20 protein-coding genes are annotated in these 17,503 nt (G+C 72.5%); 18 read left to right on the top strand and 2 right to left on the bottom strand.

Features of this window, described 5'->3' with window-relative positions; translation table 11 throughout:
• From AB0B55_RS04685 to AB0B55_RS04765, 17 genes are all read left to right on the top strand, one after another.
• Nucleotides 1-261, top strand: coding sequence for a hypothetical protein (locus AB0B55_RS04685; RefSeq protein ID WP_357119104.1), 261 nt, complete (start codon nucleotides 1-3; stop codon nucleotides 259-261).
• Nucleotides 258-914 (top strand): hypothetical protein, encoded by a 657-nt coding sequence (locus AB0B55_RS04690; protein WP_357119101.1) that lies wholly within the window; start codon nucleotides 258-260, stop codon nucleotides 912-914. Before AB0B55_RS04685 ends, AB0B55_RS04690 begins: the two co-directional genes overlap by 4 nt.
• Nucleotides 911-1,339, top strand: a complete 429-nt coding sequence (locus AB0B55_RS04695; protein ID WP_357170365.1) for a hypothetical protein — start codon at nucleotides 911-913, stop codon at nucleotides 1,337-1,339. The genes AB0B55_RS04690 and AB0B55_RS04695 overlap by 4 nt, the downstream gene beginning before the upstream one ends.
• Nucleotides 1,340-1,478: 139 nt before the next feature.
• Complete coding sequence (locus AB0B55_RS04700; RefSeq protein WP_357119095.1) at nucleotides 1,479-1,859, top strand: hypothetical protein; 381 nt, start codon at nucleotides 1,479-1,481, stop codon at nucleotides 1,857-1,859.
• A 262-nt stretch (nucleotides 1,860-2,121) separates the two neighbouring features.
• Nucleotides 2,122-3,516: a class I adenylate-forming enzyme family protein gene (locus AB0B55_RS04705; RefSeq protein WP_357170368.1), complete on the top strand. Its 1,395-nt coding sequence runs from the start codon at nucleotides 2,122-2,124 to the stop codon at nucleotides 3,514-3,516.
• 194 nt (nucleotides 3,517-3,710) lie between these two features.
• Entirely contained in the window at nucleotides 3,711-3,977 is a 267-nt protein-coding gene (locus AB0B55_RS04710; protein WP_357170372.1) for an acyl carrier protein, read from the top strand.
• Nucleotides 3,977-4,222, top strand: coding sequence for an acyl carrier protein (locus tag AB0B55_RS04715; RefSeq protein WP_357119087.1), 246 nt, complete (start codon nucleotides 3,977-3,979; stop codon nucleotides 4,220-4,222). The genes AB0B55_RS04710 and AB0B55_RS04715 overlap by 1 nt, the downstream gene beginning before the upstream one ends.
• The gene (locus AB0B55_RS04720) at nucleotides 4,215-5,312 is read left to right on the top strand and encodes a beta-ketoacyl synthase N-terminal-like domain-containing protein (protein ID WP_357170374.1); all 1,098 of its coding nucleotides are present in this window, start codon (nucleotides 4,215-4,217) and stop codon (nucleotides 5,310-5,312) included. The genes AB0B55_RS04715 and AB0B55_RS04720 overlap by 8 nt, the downstream gene beginning before the upstream one ends.
• 98 nt (nucleotides 5,313-5,410) lie before the next feature.
• Entirely contained in the window at nucleotides 5,411-5,905 is a 495-nt protein-coding gene (locus AB0B55_RS04725) for a beta-ketoacyl synthase chain length factor (protein WP_357119081.1), read from the top strand.
• On the top strand, nucleotides 5,902-7,518 hold the full coding sequence (locus AB0B55_RS04730) for a class I adenylate-forming enzyme family protein (RefSeq protein ID WP_357170377.1): 1,617 nt from the start codon (nucleotides 5,902-5,904) through the stop codon (nucleotides 7,516-7,518). Before AB0B55_RS04725 ends, AB0B55_RS04730 begins: the two co-directional genes overlap by 4 nt.
• A gap of 102 nt (nucleotides 7,519-7,620) precedes the next feature.
• A complete protein-coding gene (locus tag AB0B55_RS04735; protein WP_357170380.1) occupies nucleotides 7,621-8,859 on the top strand; it encodes a beta-ketoacyl-[acyl-carrier-protein] synthase family protein in 1,239 nt (412 codons plus the stop codon).
• Between the two features lie 72 nt (nucleotides 8,860-8,931).
• On the top strand, nucleotides 8,932-10,008 hold the full coding sequence (hppD, locus tag AB0B55_RS04740; protein ID WP_357170383.1) for a 4-hydroxyphenylpyruvate dioxygenase: 1,077 nt from the start codon (nucleotides 8,932-8,934) through the stop codon (nucleotides 10,006-10,008).
• The gene (locus tag AB0B55_RS04745; protein ID WP_357170386.1) at nucleotides 10,005-10,916 is read left to right on the top strand and encodes a phytanoyl-CoA dioxygenase family protein; all 912 of its coding nucleotides are present in this window, start codon (nucleotides 10,005-10,007) and stop codon (nucleotides 10,914-10,916) included. The genes hppD and AB0B55_RS04745 overlap by 4 nt, the downstream gene beginning before the upstream one ends.
• Before the next feature lie 2 nt (nucleotides 10,917-10,918).
• The gene (locus AB0B55_RS04750; RefSeq protein WP_357170389.1) at nucleotides 10,919-11,710 is read left to right on the top strand and encodes a DUF3050 domain-containing protein; all 792 of its coding nucleotides are present in this window, start codon (nucleotides 10,919-10,921) and stop codon (nucleotides 11,708-11,710) included.
• Nucleotides 11,707-12,678, top strand: coding sequence for a thiamine pyrophosphate-dependent dehydrogenase E1 component subunit alpha (locus AB0B55_RS04755; RefSeq protein ID WP_357170391.1), 972 nt, complete (start codon nucleotides 11,707-11,709; stop codon nucleotides 12,676-12,678). The genes AB0B55_RS04750 and AB0B55_RS04755 overlap by 4 nt, the downstream gene beginning before the upstream one ends.
• Nucleotide 12,679: 1 nt before the next feature.
• Nucleotides 12,680-13,648 (top strand): transketolase C-terminal domain-containing protein, encoded by a 969-nt coding sequence (locus AB0B55_RS04760; RefSeq protein ID WP_357170394.1) that lies wholly within the window; start codon nucleotides 12,680-12,682, stop codon nucleotides 13,646-13,648.
• Nucleotides 13,645-15,003 (top strand): hypothetical protein, encoded by a 1,359-nt coding sequence (locus AB0B55_RS04765; RefSeq protein ID WP_357119057.1) that lies wholly within the window; start codon nucleotides 13,645-13,647, stop codon nucleotides 15,001-15,003. Before AB0B55_RS04760 ends, AB0B55_RS04765 begins: the two co-directional genes overlap by 4 nt.
• A 71-nt stretch (nucleotides 15,004-15,074) precedes the next feature.
• Here the strand turns inward: AB0B55_RS04765 and AB0B55_RS04770 are convergent, their stop codons facing one another.
• A complete protein-coding gene (locus tag AB0B55_RS04770; protein ID WP_357170397.1) occupies nucleotides 15,075-15,767 on the bottom strand; it encodes an SGNH/GDSL hydrolase family protein in 693 nt (230 codons plus the stop codon).
• A gap of 9 nt (nucleotides 15,768-15,776) precedes the next feature.
• Complete coding sequence (locus AB0B55_RS04775) at nucleotides 15,777-16,715, bottom strand: exo-alpha-sialidase (protein ID WP_357170400.1); 939 nt, start codon at nucleotides 16,713-16,715, stop codon at nucleotides 15,777-15,779.
• Between the two features lie 219 nt (nucleotides 16,716-16,934).
• Here AB0B55_RS04775 and AB0B55_RS04780 point away from each other — a divergent pair, with 219 nt between their 5' ends.
• On the top strand, nucleotides 16,935-17,501 hold the full coding sequence (locus AB0B55_RS04780) for a hypothetical protein (RefSeq protein WP_357170403.1): 567 nt from the start codon (nucleotides 16,935-16,937) through the stop codon (nucleotides 17,499-17,501).
• The last annotated feature ends 2 nt before the right edge of the window (nucleotides 17,502-17,503 follow it).

Below are 17,503 nucleotides of genomic sequence, written 5' to 3' on the forward strand. Positions count from 1 at the left end.
ATGAGCATCGGCGAGGTCAAGGCAGCCCTCGACGAAGCGCGTCACCTTCTCGACCAGAGCCGGACGACGATCGAGGGCATCGGCGCATCCCTGGACGAAGCCGCTGGGGTCATGCTCCCCACCATGCACGACAGCCGGCGCGAGGAGGCCGAGAAGGCCCGCCGGGCTCTCGCTGAGGCGATACGCGAGGTGACGCTGACCCTGCGGGTCATCACCTCCGCACAGGAAAGTGCTGACGAATTCCGCAGGGCGCTGGGGTGAGCGACCTGCTCGCTCAGGTCGTGGCCCAACTCCGGTCCACGATCGACCGCCTGGACGCGATCGCGGTCCAGGCGACACGTGCCGCATCGGACGTCACTCAGGGGCATGCCCGGTACTCCACGGTCGGGAGAGGTACCGACCATCCCAGGCTGCGCGCGGCGGTAGGTCAGAGCCGCACCGGTGCCGACAAGGCTCGCCGGATCGCCCGGTTGAGCAGCGATGCGGCGCGGAACGTCGCGGACTTCCTGAATGCCGTGGCACCTGGCTCGGCGCCACGATCGGCGGCAGCCACCTCCGGGTCACCGCCGGGGGAGGAACTCTTGGCTGACAGCGATCGACGGGACCTGGGCCGGAGAAGAGGCGCCTTCCTCATTCGTGCGGCGCGAAGGGCCGACGACGTGCAGGACCAGGTCTCGGCAGGTGTCGACGCCGTGGAGAAGGGATCTACGGCCCTGCGTGACTTTGACCGTCCCTCCGGTGCACACTCGTCCGGAACGAGCACCCCCACCGGTCCTGGCCCGTCACCACGCGCGAAGATCGATGGGTCGGAGGCTGCGGGGCATCTCGTGGTGGCTGGGCTGCTGGCGGGCGTGGCAGCGCAGCGAGTTTCCGGAGTGATCCGACAGTGGAAGGCCAGGTTGAACCAGAAGTGATTGATCAGCCGCTCAGCGAACTCATCCGGGCATTGCACAGGGCGGACTGGGACGCGGTCGATGCCTTGTCAGTCGAGATTGGCCGGCACGGGTTGGGTAACGGTCTCAAGGTCATTGGGGCTGCCTTTGCCGTCGCTGTCGAACGGCGATTCGGTGCGGACGCCACTCCGAGTGACGTGGCTGCTTGGGTCTCGGGAATCCGATCCCGGCAGCAGGGCGGAGATCCACTGCCGGTACTCGAGATGGAAGGGCTTATCCGGGCAGTCCTCGGGGAGCCGGAACTGGTCGACTCAATCTCCCCCGAGACCGCCCTCGGAGCCGAGCTATTCATGCTCGGCCAGCTTCTTCGTGAAGCCGACCTCAGTCCGGCCGAACTGGACGAGTTCACCCTGGAAGCCGAGCAGCTTGCGGCCGAGCACCTGTAGCGGTCTGCCCGGGACTGACCGAGGCTCAGGATGCGCGCATCTGCTGGCTCCGCACGTTAGCGAGACCAGCGCGAGGCTGCCTCCTCGCTCAATACCGTTATGAACTTGGCGCGCGCCCACCAGGTTGCCGACGTGCTTGATGTACCTGGCGGAAGTGACCTGCCCCGTCAACGTCTGCACAGCCTGGCTCCCGAGGCTCGCCCGCTTCCTGACCGCACTGCGCGTCGGCGACACCGACGAGGCCCTGCGCCACCATCGGATGGCCGTTCGCCGCGACGACTGGCCCCTGCTGCCCGCCGACCTTCGCGCGGCCCACCTCGTCGACGCCGCCCGCGCCCACCTCGACGGCGGCGACGTCACCGGAGCCGGGCGCGCGCTGGCCGACGCACACACCGTCGCGCCCGGCGAGATCCACCGTCGCCCTGCTGTCCGTACCCTGGTCGCCGAGATCGCCCAGTGCGGACCGGCGGCCGCCGGCGTGGCCCGGCTGGCCGACCTCATTGGCCTCACCCATCCCTGATCGACTCGGGATCCCGGAAACGGCGGTGTCCGATCGGCTGGGACGGCCCGACTTCCAGGAAGTCGAGTCGATCATGGTCGGCAGGTGGGAACGAGTGGTGGGCGGCGGTATGCGGCAATCGGTCCGGGCGCTCAAATTGATCTAGCCATTTGCATCTAGCGATGCTCAACGTGGCTGTCGTAGGGTTCCGGCAGCACCTCGAAAGATGCCAGAAATTGGCTCCTATGCCCTACTTTGCGCTGCGGGTCGAATGGTGGGGGCAATGAATCATGTCGCCGAAAACCTTACGGTAGATGACCCCGGCTGGGTGGATGAAGTCCTGTTCGCCGGCCGTCCAACCGATGTTTGTCTCCGCCTGCCGGAACCGATCGACCGGGCCACCCTGCACCGGTTGGTGACCGCCGCGCAGGACCGGCTGACCGCTGCCGGACTGCGTCCCGGTGGCGCCGCCGCGCTGCGGTTGCCGCCGTCGCTGGCGTACGTCGTCAACCTGCTCGCCGCCTGGCGGGCGGGAGCGCAGGCCATCCTGCTCGACCACCGGCTCACCGACCACGAGGTGGACCGGGCGCTTGCCCGGCTCGCCCCGCAGGTGGTCGTCGCCCCGCTGCGGACCGGCGGGGGCGCGTTGAAGGTGTTCGTCGACGTCACCGAGAGCGTCACCCGGTACGCGGACGGTCCAGCGGTCAGCGGCCACGCCGTGATCCAGCTCAGCTCCGGCTCGACCGGCCCGTCCAAGGTGATCGGCCGTACGGCCGCCGACCTGGTTGCCGAGGTGCGCCGCTACACCCGTATCGACGGGGTGGCGCTGCCCGGCGAGCGGATCATCCTGCTGCCCTCCATGGTGCACGTGCTCGGCCTGGTCGGCGGCCTGCTCTACGGTCTGCACGCCGGTGTGGAGCTGGTGCCGCCGCAGCGGCTCAGCGGCGACGCGGTGCTGGCCGCCATCGCCGCCCAGGCCACGCCGGCCACGGTGCTGGGCGTGCCGTTCCACATCGGTCTGCTCGCCTCCAGCCGGCCGACCGGTCCGCTGCCGCAGTTCCGGCGGATGACCACCGGCGGCGAGCTGGTCCCGGCCGCGGTGGTCCGGGCGTTCACCGACCGGTACGGGGTGCCGCTGGGCAACATGTACGGGATGACCGAGGTCGGGGTCATCGGCACCGACCTGCACGGCGCGCACCGCCCGTCGATCGCCCCCGCGCCCGGCATCGAGGTCCGCGAGTCCGGCGGTGAGCTGTGGGTGTCCTGTCCGGCGTCGCCGTACGTCGGGCTGAGTGACCCCACCCGCTGGGCCGACGGCTGGCTGCACACCCGCGACGCCGGCACTGTCGACGCCGACACCGGCCTGGTCACCGTGCGCGGCCGCCTCGACTCGCAGGTCTCCGTGGGCGGGATGAAGGTCGACCTAACCGAGGTGGAGGCGACCGTCGCCCAGCTGCCCGGCGTGGCCGCCGCCGTGGTGGTGTGGGACGACGGCATCACCGCCTACGTCCAGCCCGACGGCCCGCTGTCCGAGGAGGTCCTGGACAAGCTCCTCGCCGAACGACTGGCCGGCTACAAGCGACCCCGGGTGTTGCGCCTGCTCGACGCGTTGCCCCGTACCACCACCGGCAAGCTGGTCCGCTCGACGGACGCGCTGCGCTCGGCGGTGACGTCGTGACCGGCCCGCTGCGCCACCTCGACGCCGACACCCGCGCCGTCAAGCGCGCCGACACCCGCGCCGACTACCGCGCCGACACCCGCGCGCGGCGACCGTACGGCGGGATCCGGCCGACCGCCGGTGTCCCCACCGACCCAGACCAACGCGGTGTCCCGATCGGACACCGTCACCTGGCTTACGCAGAGAGGGTATCCATGAGAGCCGAGGTCCGCGCCTTCGTCGTCGAGCAGCTCGTCGACATGAACTACGACGTCGAGGGGCTCGACGACGCCACCACGCTCGGCCCGTCCGGCGTCGACCTGGAATCGCTGGCCCTGTCCGATCTGGCCGTCCGCGTCGAGGACCAGTTCGGCCTGACGTTCGCCGACGACGAGTCGGAGAAGCTCGCGCTGATGACGGTCGGCGAGTTCACCACGATGGTCGCCGACCGCGTCGCCGAGGCGAAGCGCGACGCCGCCTGATGACCGGTCAGCCCGACCTGGGGCGAGCTGACCTGCTGACCATGCTCGCCGAACTCACCGCGAAACCGGCCGACGAGGTCCCGGACCGGGTCGGCTCGATGGAGCTGGCCTGGCTCGTACACCTCGTCGAGCAGCGCTACCAGCGTCAGCTCGACCTCACCGACGACGACCTGGCCGGCATCCGTACCGTCGACGACGCCCTGGCGGTCCTGCGGGCGTCGTTGGCCGCTCCCGCAGATGGCTGAGCCGCCCGTCGTCCAGCTCACCGGTGTGCACGCGGTCAGCGCCCTCGGGCGGGGCGCCGAGGCGCAGCTCGCCGCCACGCCGGCCTTCGGACCGATCCGTCGCTTCGACACGAGCACACGCCGGGTCACCGTGGCGGCCACCCTGCCGGAGGTCGGCACCCTCGCCGACGAGCTGGCCGACGCGATCGACGCGGCCTGCCGGACGGCCGGCCTGGACCGCGCCCGGCGTGCCGGGTGTGCGCTGCTGCTCGCCGTGCACGGCGGCCCGGCCCCCGGCGTGGAGCCGGTCCCGTCCGCGCTCGCCGGCCAGCTCGCCGCCCGGTGTGGGCTGTCCGCTCACACCCGGGTCTACACCAGCGCGTGCGTGTCGGCGAGTACGGCGGTCGCCGACGCCGCCACCCTGATCAGCCGGGGTGATCTGGACCGGGTGGTGGTGGCCGCCGGTTATCTCGTCGAGCCGGACCAGTTCGCGCTCTTCGACGCCGGCCGCGCCCTCGCCGACGACGGCGCGGTCCGCCCATTCAGCGCTGGCCGCCGTGGGCTGCTGCTCGGTGACGGCGTGGCCGCCGTGGTGGTCGAGTCCCGCGCCGAGGCGCGGCGGGGCGCGGAGCCGGTGGCGACCGTCGCGGGCTGGGGACGCGCCGGGGACGCGTACCACCCGTGCCAGCCGGACCCGACCGGCGCCGGGCTGGCCCGCGCGGCCAGCGCCGCGCTGCGCCGGGCCGGGCTGCCGCCGCGGGCGATCGGGTACGTCAACGCCAACGCCACCGGCACCGCCCAGAGCGACGCCGCCGAGGCCGCGGCGCTGCGGCGGGCCCTCGACGGGTACGCCAACGAGGTGCCGGTCAGCTCCACGAAGGGGTTGCACGGGCACGCGTTGGAGGCGTCCGGGCTGCTCGAACTGGTGGTCACGGCGATGGCGCTGCGGGCCGGCGAGTTGCCGGTCAACGCCGGCTGGCGGGGCCCCGACGAGGCGTGTCCGGTCAACGTCATCACGGCGGCGTCGCGCCGTGCGCCGGTGACCCACGCCCTGACCCTCAACTCCGCGTTCGGCGGCGCCAACACCGCGCTCCTGGTCGGCGCGCCATGACCACCCCCACCTCCCCGCGATCGTGCACTTTCTGCGCCGACGAATCCGGCGAAGAACGCGAATCCACAACAGAAACCGCAAGATCGCGGGAGGTGGGAGTGCGGGAGCTCGCGCGGGCGCGCTGGCCCGAGCCGGGGGACGGGGTCGTGCCGGGGGTGCCGGGGTTCGTGCACTCGGCGTTCGCGCCCACGGTCGTGGCGGTCGGCGAGCGGTGCCTGCGGCGGCGGTACGGGGACCAGCCGGTGCCGGAGGGGGTACGCACCGCGATCGTGCTGGTCAGCGCCAGCGGTGACCGGGCCAGCGCCGATCACGTCCGCGTGACGGTCGAGGCCGGCGGACGGATCGGGCCGCTGTTCTTCTACCAGTCCGTGCCCAACAGCGTCGCCGGGCACCTCGCGGCCCGTTGGGGACTGCGCGGTCCGGTGGTCTGCCTCAGCCCCACCGGCGACCCGTACGCCGAGGGCACCGCGCAGGCGGCACTACTGCACGACGACGGCGACGCCGACGAGGTGTTGCTGATCCTGATCGAACAGACGCCCGACCTGTCCACCGAGGCGGTCGCGGTGCTGCTGGGGGGAGGAGCACGACCATGAGGACACCGGGACTGCGCGGCCGGTTGGCCGCCGACACCGAGCTGGGCGCGGGCAACATGCTGGCCCGCGTGCTGGCGCACGGCGCCGACCCGGACGGGCCGGCGCTGACCTTCGACACCGCCGTCGACGGGCATCCAGCCGAGACGCCGCTCACGTTGGGTCAGCTCGACGAGCGGGTCGCCGCCCGCGCCGCGTGGCTGCACGAGCAGGGGGTACGCCCCCGCGACCCGGTTGCCGTCTGGGCCACCGCCGCCGCCGATATGGTGCTCAGCTTCCTGGCGCTGGCCCGGCTCGGCGCGATCCCGGCGCTGATGAACGGCAAGCTCCGCCCGGAGATCGCCGCCGAGTACATCCGTCGGCTGCGTGGTGTCGGGGTGCTCGCCGACGACGCGCACACCGCGCTGCTGGCCGGGCACGAGCTGGGCGTACCGGTGCTCGGCACGCCCGCGCGGGCCGGCACCGGCGACCCGGCGAAGGCCCCGCCGCACTACCGGCACCACCCGGACGACCCGATCGTGATCACCCACACCTCCGGGACGACCGGGGTGCCCAAGGCGGTGCTGCACTCCCACGCCAGCCTCTTCGCGGCCACCCGGCACCTGCTGAGCATGCCGCAGGCGCAGGGCACCAGCCGGATCCTCAACGCCCTTCCCGCACCGCACACCGCGACTGTGCTGATGGTCAACCAGGCGTTGGGTAACCGCGCCCAGATGTTCCTGCTCTCCGAGCAGGGCGGCGAGCGGGTCCTCGACGCGATCCAACGCTGGCGTCCCGACGGGGTGTTCGGTTTCTCGGTCACCTGGGCCGAGCTGGCCCGGTTCGACCTGTCCGGGTACGACCTGGACTCGGTGCGGCTGTGGTTCAACACCGGCGACTGCTCGCACGAGCCGCACATCCGCCGCCTCGTCGCAGTCGGTTGGCACGACACCGTGACCCGCGACGGGGTGGCGCGGGTGCCCGGCTCGCTGTTCATCGACGGGCTGGGCTCCAGCGAGATGGGGCACTCGATGTTCCACATCACCCACCGCGCCGACACCGACCGGTACGGCCGCTGCATCGGCCGGCCGTACCAGTTCACCAGGGTCGCGGTGCTGGATACCGACGGCGAGCCGGTGCCGGTCGGCGAGGTGGGTTTCCTGGGTGTCGACTCGCCGTCGCTGTTCCGGGGCTACTGGAACGACTCGGCCACCACCTACCGGTTCCGCCAGCGTGGCTGGTACCTCACGGGCGACCTGGTCCGCGCCGACGCCGAGGGCCGGTACTACCACCTGGACCGCGCGGTCGACTCGGTCGACGCCGGGGACGGGCGGCGGTTCTTCACCGCGCTGTCGGAGGAGCGGATCCTCGCCACCTGCCCGGACGTCACCGACTGCACGGTGGTGATCGTCGCCGAGGGCGGGCGGGTGGTGACCGACGTGCTGCTGGAGTTGGCCGCCGGCGCCGACGAGGCCGAGGACCGCACCGAACGGGTGCGCGCCGCCCTCGGCGCGGACGTCGGCGCCACGCTGCGCCGGGTCGTGCCGGTACGCTCCGACGACATTCCGGTGACCGTGACCGGCAAGGTCCGCAAGGTGGCCCTGCGGGAGCGTTACCTCACCGAGGCCGCGTCGTGAGCGGGCGGGTCGGAGCACCGGCGTGAGCGAGCGGAGCGAGCGAACCAAGCAGCTCAGCCGCTCGGAGTCTCAAGCCGGCGCGGAGCGAAGCGGAGCGCCGGCGTGAGCGCGCTGATCACCGGGATGGGCCTGTTCTCTCCGGTCGGGCGGGGCGTCGAGGAGACCTTCGAGGCGTTGACGACCGGGCGGTCCGGGCTGACACGCCCACCCGAGGGCCATCCGGCGTCGGGCTCGCTGGACGTCGCCGGTCTGCTGCCCGACATCGACCCGCGTAGCGTCCTGCCCGGCCCGGAGAGCCGGGTGTTGGACCGGACCGTGGTCCTGGCGCTGCTCACCGCCGCCGACGCGCTCGCGGACGCCGGCATCGAGGTGGGCCGCGACGTCGACCCCTCCCGGATCGGCGTGATCGTCGGCGGTGTCGGCGGGCTGGCCACCCTGGAGTCGCAGGTGCTGGCCCGCGCGGCGCGGGGACGGTCGGCGGTCAGCCCGTACCTGCTCACCGGCATCCTGCCGAACATGCCGGCGGCGCGGATCGCCATCGCGTACGGCATCCGGGGTTACAGCTCGTCGGTCGGCACGGCCTGCGCCTCGGGGGCCCAGGCGGTCGCCGACGCGGTCCGGCTGATCCGGTGCGGGGAGGCCGACGTGGTGGTCTGCGGGGCCAGTGAGGCGCCGCTCTTCCCGACCTTCACCGACACGTTCGGCAACGCGCGGGCACTGGCCCGCGCCGGCGGCGACCCGACCCGGGCGAGCCGGCCGTTCGACACCTCCCGCAGCGGGTTCGTGCTGGCCGAGGGGGCGGCGCTGCTGGTCCTCGAACGTGCCGAGCACGCCGCCGCGCGCGGCGCCCGGGGGTACGCCGAGGTGGCCGGTTACGGCGCGACCACCGACGCGTACCACCCGACCGCCCCGCGTCCGGACGGCGCGGGCGCGGCGGCGTGCATCCGGGGCGCGCTGCGCAGCTCGGGAGTGCCGGCGGCGGCGGTCGGCTACGTCAACGCGCACGGCACCGGCACGAAGCTCGGCGACATCGCGGAGACCACGGCCCTCGCGGACGTGTTCGGCGACGGTGGCGTGCCGGTCAGCTCCACCAAGGCGCTCACCGGTCACCTGCTCGGCGCGTCCGGGGTGTTGGAGACGGCGGCGACCGCGCTGGCGCTCGGTCGGGGGTTGCTGCCGCCGACGTACCACCTCGACGACCTGGACCCGGCCTGCCCGGGTGACCACATCCGGGGGGCGCCCCGCCGGTCCGACGCGGAGTACGCGCTGACCAACTCGTTCGGGTTCGGCGGCCAGAACGTGAGCCTGGTGCTCGCGCGGGTCGCCGAGCCGAGGAGGTGAGCGACGCGCATCCCGGGCTGGGGGCGTCCGGACGGCAACACGGGCGAAGCATGGGGAAGGGCACGTGACGACATGGACATCCGTGGTATCGACCACATCGAACTCTACGTAGGCGACGCCCGACAGGCGGCGTTCTGGTTCAGCACCGCCGTCGGTTTCCAGCTCTGCGGGCAGGGCGGCCCGGAGACCGGGCTGACCGGGCAGCGCTCGCTGCTGCTCTGCCACGGCGACATCCGACTGCTGCTCACCTCGGGGCTGAGCGTCGACCATCCGGCGGCCCGGTACGTGCACCGGCACGGTGACGGCATCGCGGTCGTCGCCGTCGAGGTCGACGACGTCGTGGGCGCGTACGCCGAGCTGCTGGCCCGGGGTGCGACGGGCGTGACGCCACCGACCACCCGCACCGGCGCGGACGCCGAGGTGGTGACCGCCGAGGTGCAGGGCTTCGCCGACGTGCGGCACCGCCTGGTGCAGCGTCGGGGGAGTCGAAGCGAGTTCCTGCCCGGGGTGATCACGCCGACGCCGCCGGGGCCGGACGACGCCGAGGCGGTCCTCGCCGAGGTCGACCACCTGGCGGTGTGCGTGCCGCCCGGGGAACTCGACGGGACGGTCCGGCACTTCGAGGAGCTGTTCGGCTTCGCGCAGATCTTCGAGGAGCACGTCGAGGTCGCCGGCCAGGGGATGAACTCGAAGGTGGTGCAGAGCCCGTCGGGCCGCGTCACCGTGGTCCTGCTGGAGCCGGACCGTACCCGCCGGCCTGGGCAGATCGACGCCTTCCTCGACCAGCATGCCGGTGGGGGCGTGCAGCACCTGGGGCTGCGCACCGACGACATCGTGGCGGCCGTGGAGTCCCTCGGACGGCGGGGGGTTCGCTTCGCCGGCACCCCCGGCGCCTACTACGACACCCTCCAGGCACGAGTGGGTCGGGTGGACGCTCCGCTGGACCGTCTGCGTGAGCTGGGGGTCCTGGTCGACTCCGACCACGATGGACAGTTGTTGCAGATCTTCGCCGAGTCGATGCACGTGCGCCGCACGCTGTTCCTGGAGCTGATCGAGCGGCGGGGCGCGAGCGGCTTCGGCAGCGGCAACATCAAGGCGCTCTACGAGGCCAAGGAGCGGGAACTGGCCGCGCAGGGGGTGGGGGCGTGAGCGCGCTGACCGCCGCGGAGCAGGCGCTGCTGCCCTCCGACGAGGACGTGCGGCACTACGCCGAGCACGGCTGGTACCTGTCCAAGAAGATCTTCACCGATGACGAGGTGGAGGCGCTCGCCGCCGCCGCGCGGCGCTACTACGACGGCGAGCGGGATCGCCGGCTGCCGGTACGCCCACCGAAGCTCGCCTACTGGGAGCCGTCGAACGGGCCGGTACAGCGGCACAACGACTACGTCCACCACGAACACGACGGGCTCGGCGCGATCCTGCGCAAGCCGCTGCTCGGCGCGGTGGCCGCCCGCCTGGCCCAGGCCGACGAGATCCGTGTCTTCCAGTCCACCCTGATCCTCAAACCACCGATCGAGGGCGAGCCCAGCAACATCGTGCCCTGGCACTTCGACAAGCACTACTGGGCGTCCTCGTTGTCGGAGAAGATGCTCACCGCGTTCATCCCCCTGCACGACTGCGGGGAGGAGATGGGCACCATCACGATGGTCGACGGCTCGCACCTGTGGAAGGAGATCGGCGTCGACGACACCGTGGTGCGGCACTTCGCCGACCGGGACCGGAGCCAGCTCGAGGAGATGCTGGCCGAGAACGCCGCGCACAACGGCGCGGAGATCCGCAAGATCCCCATGGTGATCCCGAGGGGACACGTGAGCTTCCACCACTGCCGCACCTACCACGGCAGCGGCCCCAACGTCAGCGGTCGTCCCCGACAGGCGATCTCGCTGCACCTGCAGGACGGCGACAACGCCTGGCGGGAGTATCCCCTCTCGGACGGCACGCTCGCCGCGTACAACCACGACGTGCTGGTCCGCCGCACCCACGAGGGGCGGCCGGACTACGCGGACCCCGACTACTGCCCGGTCATCTGGCGCGACCGCGCCCAGCAGGGAGGTTGACAATGTCACGGTACGACTGGGGTAGGACGCACCCGGGCATCGAGCGGCTGGAGGCGGCGGTGACCGAGCGCCGCGACGCCGTGGTCAAGCACCCGCTCTACGCCAACCTGGACACCCACCAGGCGCTGGTCACCTTCATGGAGCACCACGTCTTCGCGGTCTGGGACTTCATGTCCCTGTTGAAGTCGTTGCAGCGGCAGTTGACCTGTGTGAGCGTGCCGTGGATCCCCACCGGCCCGACCGGCAGTCGCCGGCTCATCAACGACATCGTCATGGTCGAGGAGAGCGACGAACTGGGCGAGGGCTACCTCAGCCACTTCGAGCTGTACGTGCGGGGCATGGCCGAGGCCGGCGCGGACACCACCGCCGTGAACGCCCTCGTCGACCTGCTGCGCGCGGGCCGGCCGGTGACCGACGCGCTCGCCGAGGCGGGGGCGCCGGCGGCGTCCGCCCGGTTCGCCGCGACCACCTGGCAGATCATCGAGTCGACCCCGGTGCACTGCCAGGCGGCGGCGTTCGCGTTCGGCCGCGAGGACCTGATCCCCGACATGTTCACCCAGGTCGTCACCGTCAACGAACGCAGCAACCGGCTGCACACGTTCGTCGACTACCTGGAACGGCACATCGAGGTCGACGGCGAGCAGCACACGCCGATGGCCATGCAGATGCTCGCCGACCTGTGCGGCGACGACGACGCCAGGTGGCAGGAGTGCGCCGACACGGTCAACACCGCCCTCGCCGCCCGCGCCCGGCTCTGGGACGACATCCTCGCCGCCATCAAGGGCCCGGCGTGAGCGACGCCGATCCGGTCCGGCTCTACCGCACGGTCCGGCTGATCCGCCGGTTCGAGGAGCGGGCGGTGGAGCTGGTCCACGGCGGGCAGATCGCTGGCGGCATCCACCCGTACCTCGGTCAGGAGGGGATCGCCGCCGGCGTCTGCGCCGCGCTGGGCGTCGACGACGTGCTCGCCGGCACCCACCGCGGGCACGGGCACGTGCTGGCCCGGGGCGCGGACCCGGCGCGGATGCTCGCCGAGCTGTGCGGCCGGGTCACCGGCCTCAACGCCGGCCGGGGCGGCTCGATGCACGCCGCCGACCTGCGCATCGGCGTGCTCGGCGCGAACGCGATCGTCGGCGCGTCCGGGGCGATCATCACCGGCGCGGTCTGGGCCTGCCGACGGCAGGGCCGGGACACCGTCGGCGTGAGCTTCTTCGGCGACGGCGCGGTCAACGAGGGGATGCTGCTGGAGGCGTTCAACCTGGCCGCGCTCTGGCGGGTGCCCGTGCTGTTCGTCTGCGAGAACAACGGCTACGCCACCACCATGCCGGTCGGCGGCGCGGTCGCCGGCAGCATCGCCGGCCGCGCCGCCGCCTTCGGCATCCCGGCCGTCCAGGTCGACGGCCAGGACCCCGAGACGGTACGCGCCGCCGCGTCCGCCGCCGTCGCGCGGATGCGCGCCGGCGGCGGCCCGGAGCTGATCGAGGCCCGTACCTACCGCTTCGACGTCCACCACACCTTCGAACACGCGGTACGCCTCGACTACCGGCCGCCCGACGAGGTGACCCGGGGTCGGTCCCGGGACCCGGTGGACATCCAGGGCGCCCGGCTCACCGACGGCGACCGGGCAGCCGTGGACGCCGAGGTCGAGGCGACCCTCGACGAGGCGGTGCGGTTCGCCCTGGCCAGCGCGCACCCCGAGCCGGCCGACGCGCTCGCGTACCTGTACGCCAGCGGCCTGACCGTCCGCACCGGAGGTGGTTGAGGTGCCCCGACTGTCGTACCGGCGGGCGTTGACCCGGGCCCTCGCCGACGAGCTGGCCCGCGACGAGACGGTGTTCCTGCTCGGCGAGGACGTCCAGGTCGGCGCGTCGCTGGTGACGACCGGGCTCGCCAAGCGGTTCGGGACCGACCGGGTCCGCGACACACCGCTGTCCGAGCAGGCGTTCACCAGCTTCGCCACCGGGGCGGCGCTGGCCGGGCTCCGGCCGGTGATCGAGTTCCAGATCCCGTCGCTGCTGTTCCTCGTCTTCGAGCAGATCGTCAACCACGCGCACAAGTTCCCGCTGATGACCGGCGGGCAGTGCGCGGTGCCGGTCACCTACCTGGTGCCCGGTTCCGGGTCGCGCACCGGCTGGGCCGGGCAGCACTCCGACCACCCGTACAGCCTCTTCGCCCACGTCGGCGTGGTCACCGTCGTACCGTCCACCCCGGCCGACGCGTACGGCCTGTTGGTCACCGCGATCCGGCACGACGACCCGGTGGTCGTGTTCGCGCCGGCCGGCGCGATGGACGTCCGGGACGATGTCGCCGAGCTGGAACCGGTGCCGCTGGGGCGGGGCCGGGTGCACCGACCCGGCGACGACGTCACCGTGGTCGCGGTCGGGCACCTCGTGCACGACGCGCTCGCCGTCGCCGACGAGCTGGCCGACGAGGTGTCGGTGGAGGTCTTCGACCCGCGCACCCTCTATCCGTTCGACATCGACGGCGTCTGTGAGTCGGTGACGCGTACCGGCCGCCTCGTCGTCATCGACGACGCCAACCGCTCCTGCGGCTTCGCCGCCGAGGTCATCGCCTCGGTCGTCGAGCGGGTACGGCTGCTCGCCCCACCGCGCCGGGTGACCCGACCCGACGGCGCGGTGCTGCCGTTCGCCCCCGCCCTGGACCGGGCCGTGCAGCCCGGTCGGGAGCAGCTCGCCACCGCCATCCACCTGACCATGAAGGACGGCTCATGATCGACCCGAACTATCCCTGGCCGTCGGCTGACGGAGCGTGGACGGACCTGCCCGAGCCGGCCCGCCGGGCCATGGTGGCCACCGGCGCAGCCGCCTGGGAGCGCGTCTTTCACGGCCGGGCCACCTACAACAAGCAGTGGCGGCTGGCCCGCCCCCCGGTGCTGGCCGCCGACACCTGGCGGGAGCTGAACGACGTCTGCGACCGGCTGGCCCAACTGATCCTGGAAGCCTGCCGCCGCCGGGTGGACACCGCCGGCGAGCTGCGCCGGTTGCTCGGCGTTCCGGCGGGGGAGACCCGCCTGCTGGACGAGTCGGAGCCGCTGACCGAGGCGCTGCTGGCCGCGTACCGGCCGGATGTGATCTTCACCGACGGCGTGCCGAAGTTCGTGGAGTACAACATCGACAGCAGCCTCGGGGGAGGGTTCGACGCAGACACCGTCATCCAACGGTTCGCGCAGCTCTACACCGAGCACGGGCTCCTCGACGGCCTGCCGCTCCGGGCCGCGCCGTCCCTGCTGGACCAGCGGTTCGTGGCGATCCGCGACGAACTCGACCTGCCCGAGGGCGCCCGGCTGGCCCTGTTGATGGACTTCGACGCCGACTACCCGGGCCTGGACGATCCGGAGACGTTCATCCGGATCCTCAGCCCGCTCGCCGTCCGGGCCCGGGACTTCGGCCTCGACCTGGTCATCGCGCCCCTGTCCAGCGCCACCCTGGACGCCGACGACCGCCTGGTCGTGGACGGCGCGCCGGTCGACGCGCTGTTCCGGCTGTTCGTGCCCAACCGGGTCACCCCGACCGCCGGTCTGGACGCGGTGGCCGGCGCCCTCGCCGCCGGCACCCTGCCGATGTACGTGTCGTCGGCGGCCTGGCTGCTCGGCAACAAGACCACCTTCGCCTGGCTGTGGGAGGACGTCGACACCCTGCCCGCCGACGACCGGACGCTGATCCGCCGGCACGTGCCGTACACGGTGCCGTTGACCGTCGCGGTGCTCGACCGGGCGATCGCCGAGCAGGCCTCGCTGGTGGCGAAGCCGGCGGACGGCTCGGCTGGGCACGGTGTGCTGATCGGCCCCGAGCTGAGCCCGTCGGACTGGGTCGAGGGTCTGCGGGCGGCCGTCGACCGGGGCGGGGCGATCCTGCAGCAGTACCTGCCGGCCGACCGGGTGCCGATGGACTTCGTGCAGATCGAGACCGGCGAGACGGTCACGGCCGACGTCCCGTACAGCCTGGCCCCGTACCTGTTCGGCCGAACGGCCTCCGGCGGCCTGGCGCGGGTCGGCTACCCCGGTGGCGACGGCATCCTCAACCTGGCCCACGGAGTCCTCCTAACCGGAATCCTCCTGTACAACTAACCCGGTCCTTTCTGCGTCGATCATGAAGTTGTTGCCTCGACACGCCGATGACGGCGGCGATAACTTCATGATCAACGAGGTCGGGGTGAGCCTCGGAGGTGGCGGGACAGGGCACGGAGGGTTTCGGCCGTCGCTATCGCGTCGCTGCGGCCGCTGCCGTGGCGGCCATCGGTGCTGTAGAGGGTCGCGTCGGCCGTGAGCGGATGGTCGGTGAGGTGTACGTGGATTGTTCCGAGGTGTTCGGCCAACCGTCCCGTGTGGGCGGAGAGGCGGCGCATCCGCTCGCCTAGGCCGGCCCACATGTGCTCGGGGACGGCCGGGCTGTGCGACACGTCGAACATGCCAATCGTGATCACGTCCGCGCCCACGTCCCGCAACGCCTCGATCATCGCGGTCAGCTCGACGTCGACCGCGTCCGCGTCGTACGCCGGATGGAAGGCGTCGTTGCCGCCGCAGACCAGCAGCGCCAGGTCCGGTTCGGCGACGAGCGCGGGAGCGAGCTGGGTGGCCCGTACCTGGTGTGCGCGCAGACCGCGCCGGCCCAGATTCACGTACGCCAGCTCGGGGCGTACGGCCCTCAGCTCGGCGGCGAGGCGGTCGACCCACTGCACGTCCGGGTAGCCCGGTGTCGGCTCGCACATGCCCTCCACGACGCTGTCGCCGAGTGCCACGAACCGTCGCCACGGGTGGTCGTGCAGCAGTTCGGCGGCCTCGCCGGGACGCAGGCAGTACGGGTCCGTCGATTCGCTCGGCGTCGATGGCATGCCGGCACGCTAGCCGACCACCGCCTCCTCGGCCAGGCTCACCTCGGCCAGGTACACGCAGGTTCGCTCCTCGTGCGAGGAGTAGTAGCTGACCCACAGCCGGTCGTCGTGCCACACCAGACCGGGGTAGCTGGTGTCGCCGCCGGAGGGCAACGCGACCAGCTCGGTCAGCTCACCGCGCTCCTCGTCGACGGCGCAGATCGCGGTGCGGACGTCGCCGTCGAGCAGGCGTACGCCGGCGATCAGCCGCCCGTCGGGCAGCCGCCGCAACGAAGGGCCGCCGACCCGGACGCCAAGGTCGGTCCAGGTCCACTCGCGGTACGGCGGGTGCGCCCGACCGAGCCGCGCGGTGGCGTCGTCGCCGTCGCGGCGTAGCAGACAGTGCGCGGTGCCGTCCGGGGCGAAGGCCAACCCGGACTCGTTGGGGTAGCCACCCTCGAACAGCGTCGGCACCCACGGCCGCAGGTCGAGCCCGTCGACGCTGCGGTAGAGCCGGGCGAACCTCGGCCCCCGGGTGGCGTAACCCACGCCGTACATGGCGTCGTCGTGCCAGGCGGCCTGCCACACCCACACGTCCGGCTCACCGACCGGCGTGGCCTCACCCCAGGCGTGGCCGTCGTCGGACATCCAGGACAGTGTGGTGAACGTCCCGGTCCGGGCCGCGGCCAGCAGTTGCAGCCGCCCGTCGGGGCGTGCCACGAACCGTGGGTCGCGCAGGTCGCCGGCCGCCCGGATGACGGAAGCGGACCTCCACGCCCGCGCGTCCGTAGAGGTCAACACCCGGATCACGCCGTCGTCGGAGAGGTGGCCGTCGGCCTCGCGGAACGCGCAGAACCACGTACCGGCATGCCGGACGAGGTCGGTGAACGCGCTGTGCGGCGCGCTGTCGCCGATCCGGTGTACGGCGACGACCTCGGCGCTGGTGCGACGGGTGGATGACGACGTCATGCGCGACGGGCCTCCTGGCGCTGGTGGGCGGAACGTCCCGGTGACGACGGACGACGCTAGCCGCCGCCGTCGACGCCCGGACGGCCGTGCGGCGAACGCAGGACGAACGATGGCGTGTCGGAAAGGCGTCGTTGGCGGCGGCGTCGGCGCGCTGGGCCGGGGCCGGTGGCGGCGGCCGGTCACGATGACGGTGGGACGCGGCGGTCGGGAGGTGGCAGCGTGCTCACATCGTTCCTGCAGCAACTGGCCAGCAAAATCGTCGAGGAGATCCTCAAGAGGGTCGTCGAGTGGCTCGCGCCGAAGGCGCTGGGGTCGGTGCCGCACGCCGCCTCGCCGAACTGCCCGCGCTGCGGCGGGTACGGGGTGGCCCGCTGGACGCCCGGCGGGGTGTGGCCGCTCTTCGTGCCGTCCCTGCTCACCTTCACCTGGGGCTTCGCCGGTCTGCTGCTCGGCGTGCCGGTGCTGCTGTTGACGGTGGTCGGCGCGGTGGTGTCCGGCGCGGTGATGCCGGCCCTGGTGGTCCTGCTGGGACTGCCGGTCGTCGCCACCGTCATGCTCCTGGGCGCGTTCGGGCTGGCCCACTACCACAGCTACCCGCCGAAGCGTTGCCACCGCTGCCACGGGAGCTGGCCCCGGCGGACGCGCGAGGAGTACCTGCGGTCGGCCCAGCCGGTGTTCGCCTGCGCCTGCGGTCAACGGCTGCGGGTGCCCCGGACCGTCGCGTCGCGGCTGCGCTGCCCGCGCTGCCACGCCGAACACGCCACCCCGGCGGCGGCCGGCCGCTGACG

This window comes from Micromonospora sp. NPDC049107, from assembly GCF_040648595.1.
In the GTDB taxonomy this organism is placed as follows: domain Bacteria; phylum Actinomycetota; class Actinomycetes; order Mycobacteriales; family Micromonosporaceae; genus Micromonospora.

Excerpts from the sequence above, each read along its gene's own strand:
- AB0B55_RS04730 (WP_357170377.1), top strand. The coding sequence starts at position 5,902 with ATGAGGACACCGGGACTGCGCGGCCGGTTGGCCGCCGACACCGAGCTG.
- AB0B55_RS04685 (WP_357119104.1), top strand. The coding sequence starts at position 1 with ATGAGCATCGGCGAGGTCAAGGCAGCCCTCGACGAAGCGCGTCACCTT.
- hppD (WP_357170383.1), top strand. The coding sequence starts at position 8,932 with ATGGACATCCGTGGTATCGACCACATCGAACTCTACGTAGGCGACGCC.
- AB0B55_RS04710 (WP_357170372.1), top strand. The coding sequence starts at position 3,711 with ATGAGAGCCGAGGTCCGCGCCTTCGTCGTCGAGCAGCTCGTCGACATG.
- AB0B55_RS04705 (WP_357170368.1), top strand. The coding sequence starts at position 2,122 with ATGAATCATGTCGCCGAAAACCTTACGGTAGATGACCCCGGCTGGGTG.
- AB0B55_RS04750 (WP_357170389.1), top strand. The coding sequence starts at position 10,919 with ATGTCACGGTACGACTGGGGTAGGACGCACCCGGGCATCGAGCGGCTG.
- AB0B55_RS04715 (WP_357119087.1), top strand. The coding sequence starts at position 3,977 with ATGACCGGTCAGCCCGACCTGGGGCGAGCTGACCTGCTGACCATGCTC.
- AB0B55_RS04700 (WP_357119095.1), top strand. The coding sequence starts at position 1,479 with ATGTACCTGGCGGAAGTGACCTGCCCCGTCAACGTCTGCACAGCCTGG.
- AB0B55_RS04775 (WP_357170400.1), bottom strand. The coding sequence starts at position 16,715 with ATGACGTCGTCATCCACCCGTCGCACCAGCGCCGAGGTCGTCGCCGTA.
- AB0B55_RS04765 (WP_357119057.1), top strand. The coding sequence starts at position 13,645 with ATGATCGACCCGAACTATCCCTGGCCGTCGGCTGACGGAGCGTGGACG.
- AB0B55_RS04720 (WP_357170374.1), top strand. The coding sequence starts at position 4,215 with ATGGCTGAGCCGCCCGTCGTCCAGCTCACCGGTGTGCACGCGGTCAGC.
- AB0B55_RS04770 (WP_357170397.1), bottom strand. The coding sequence starts at position 15,767 with ATGCCATCGACGCCGAGCGAATCGACGGACCCGTACTGCCTGCGTCCC.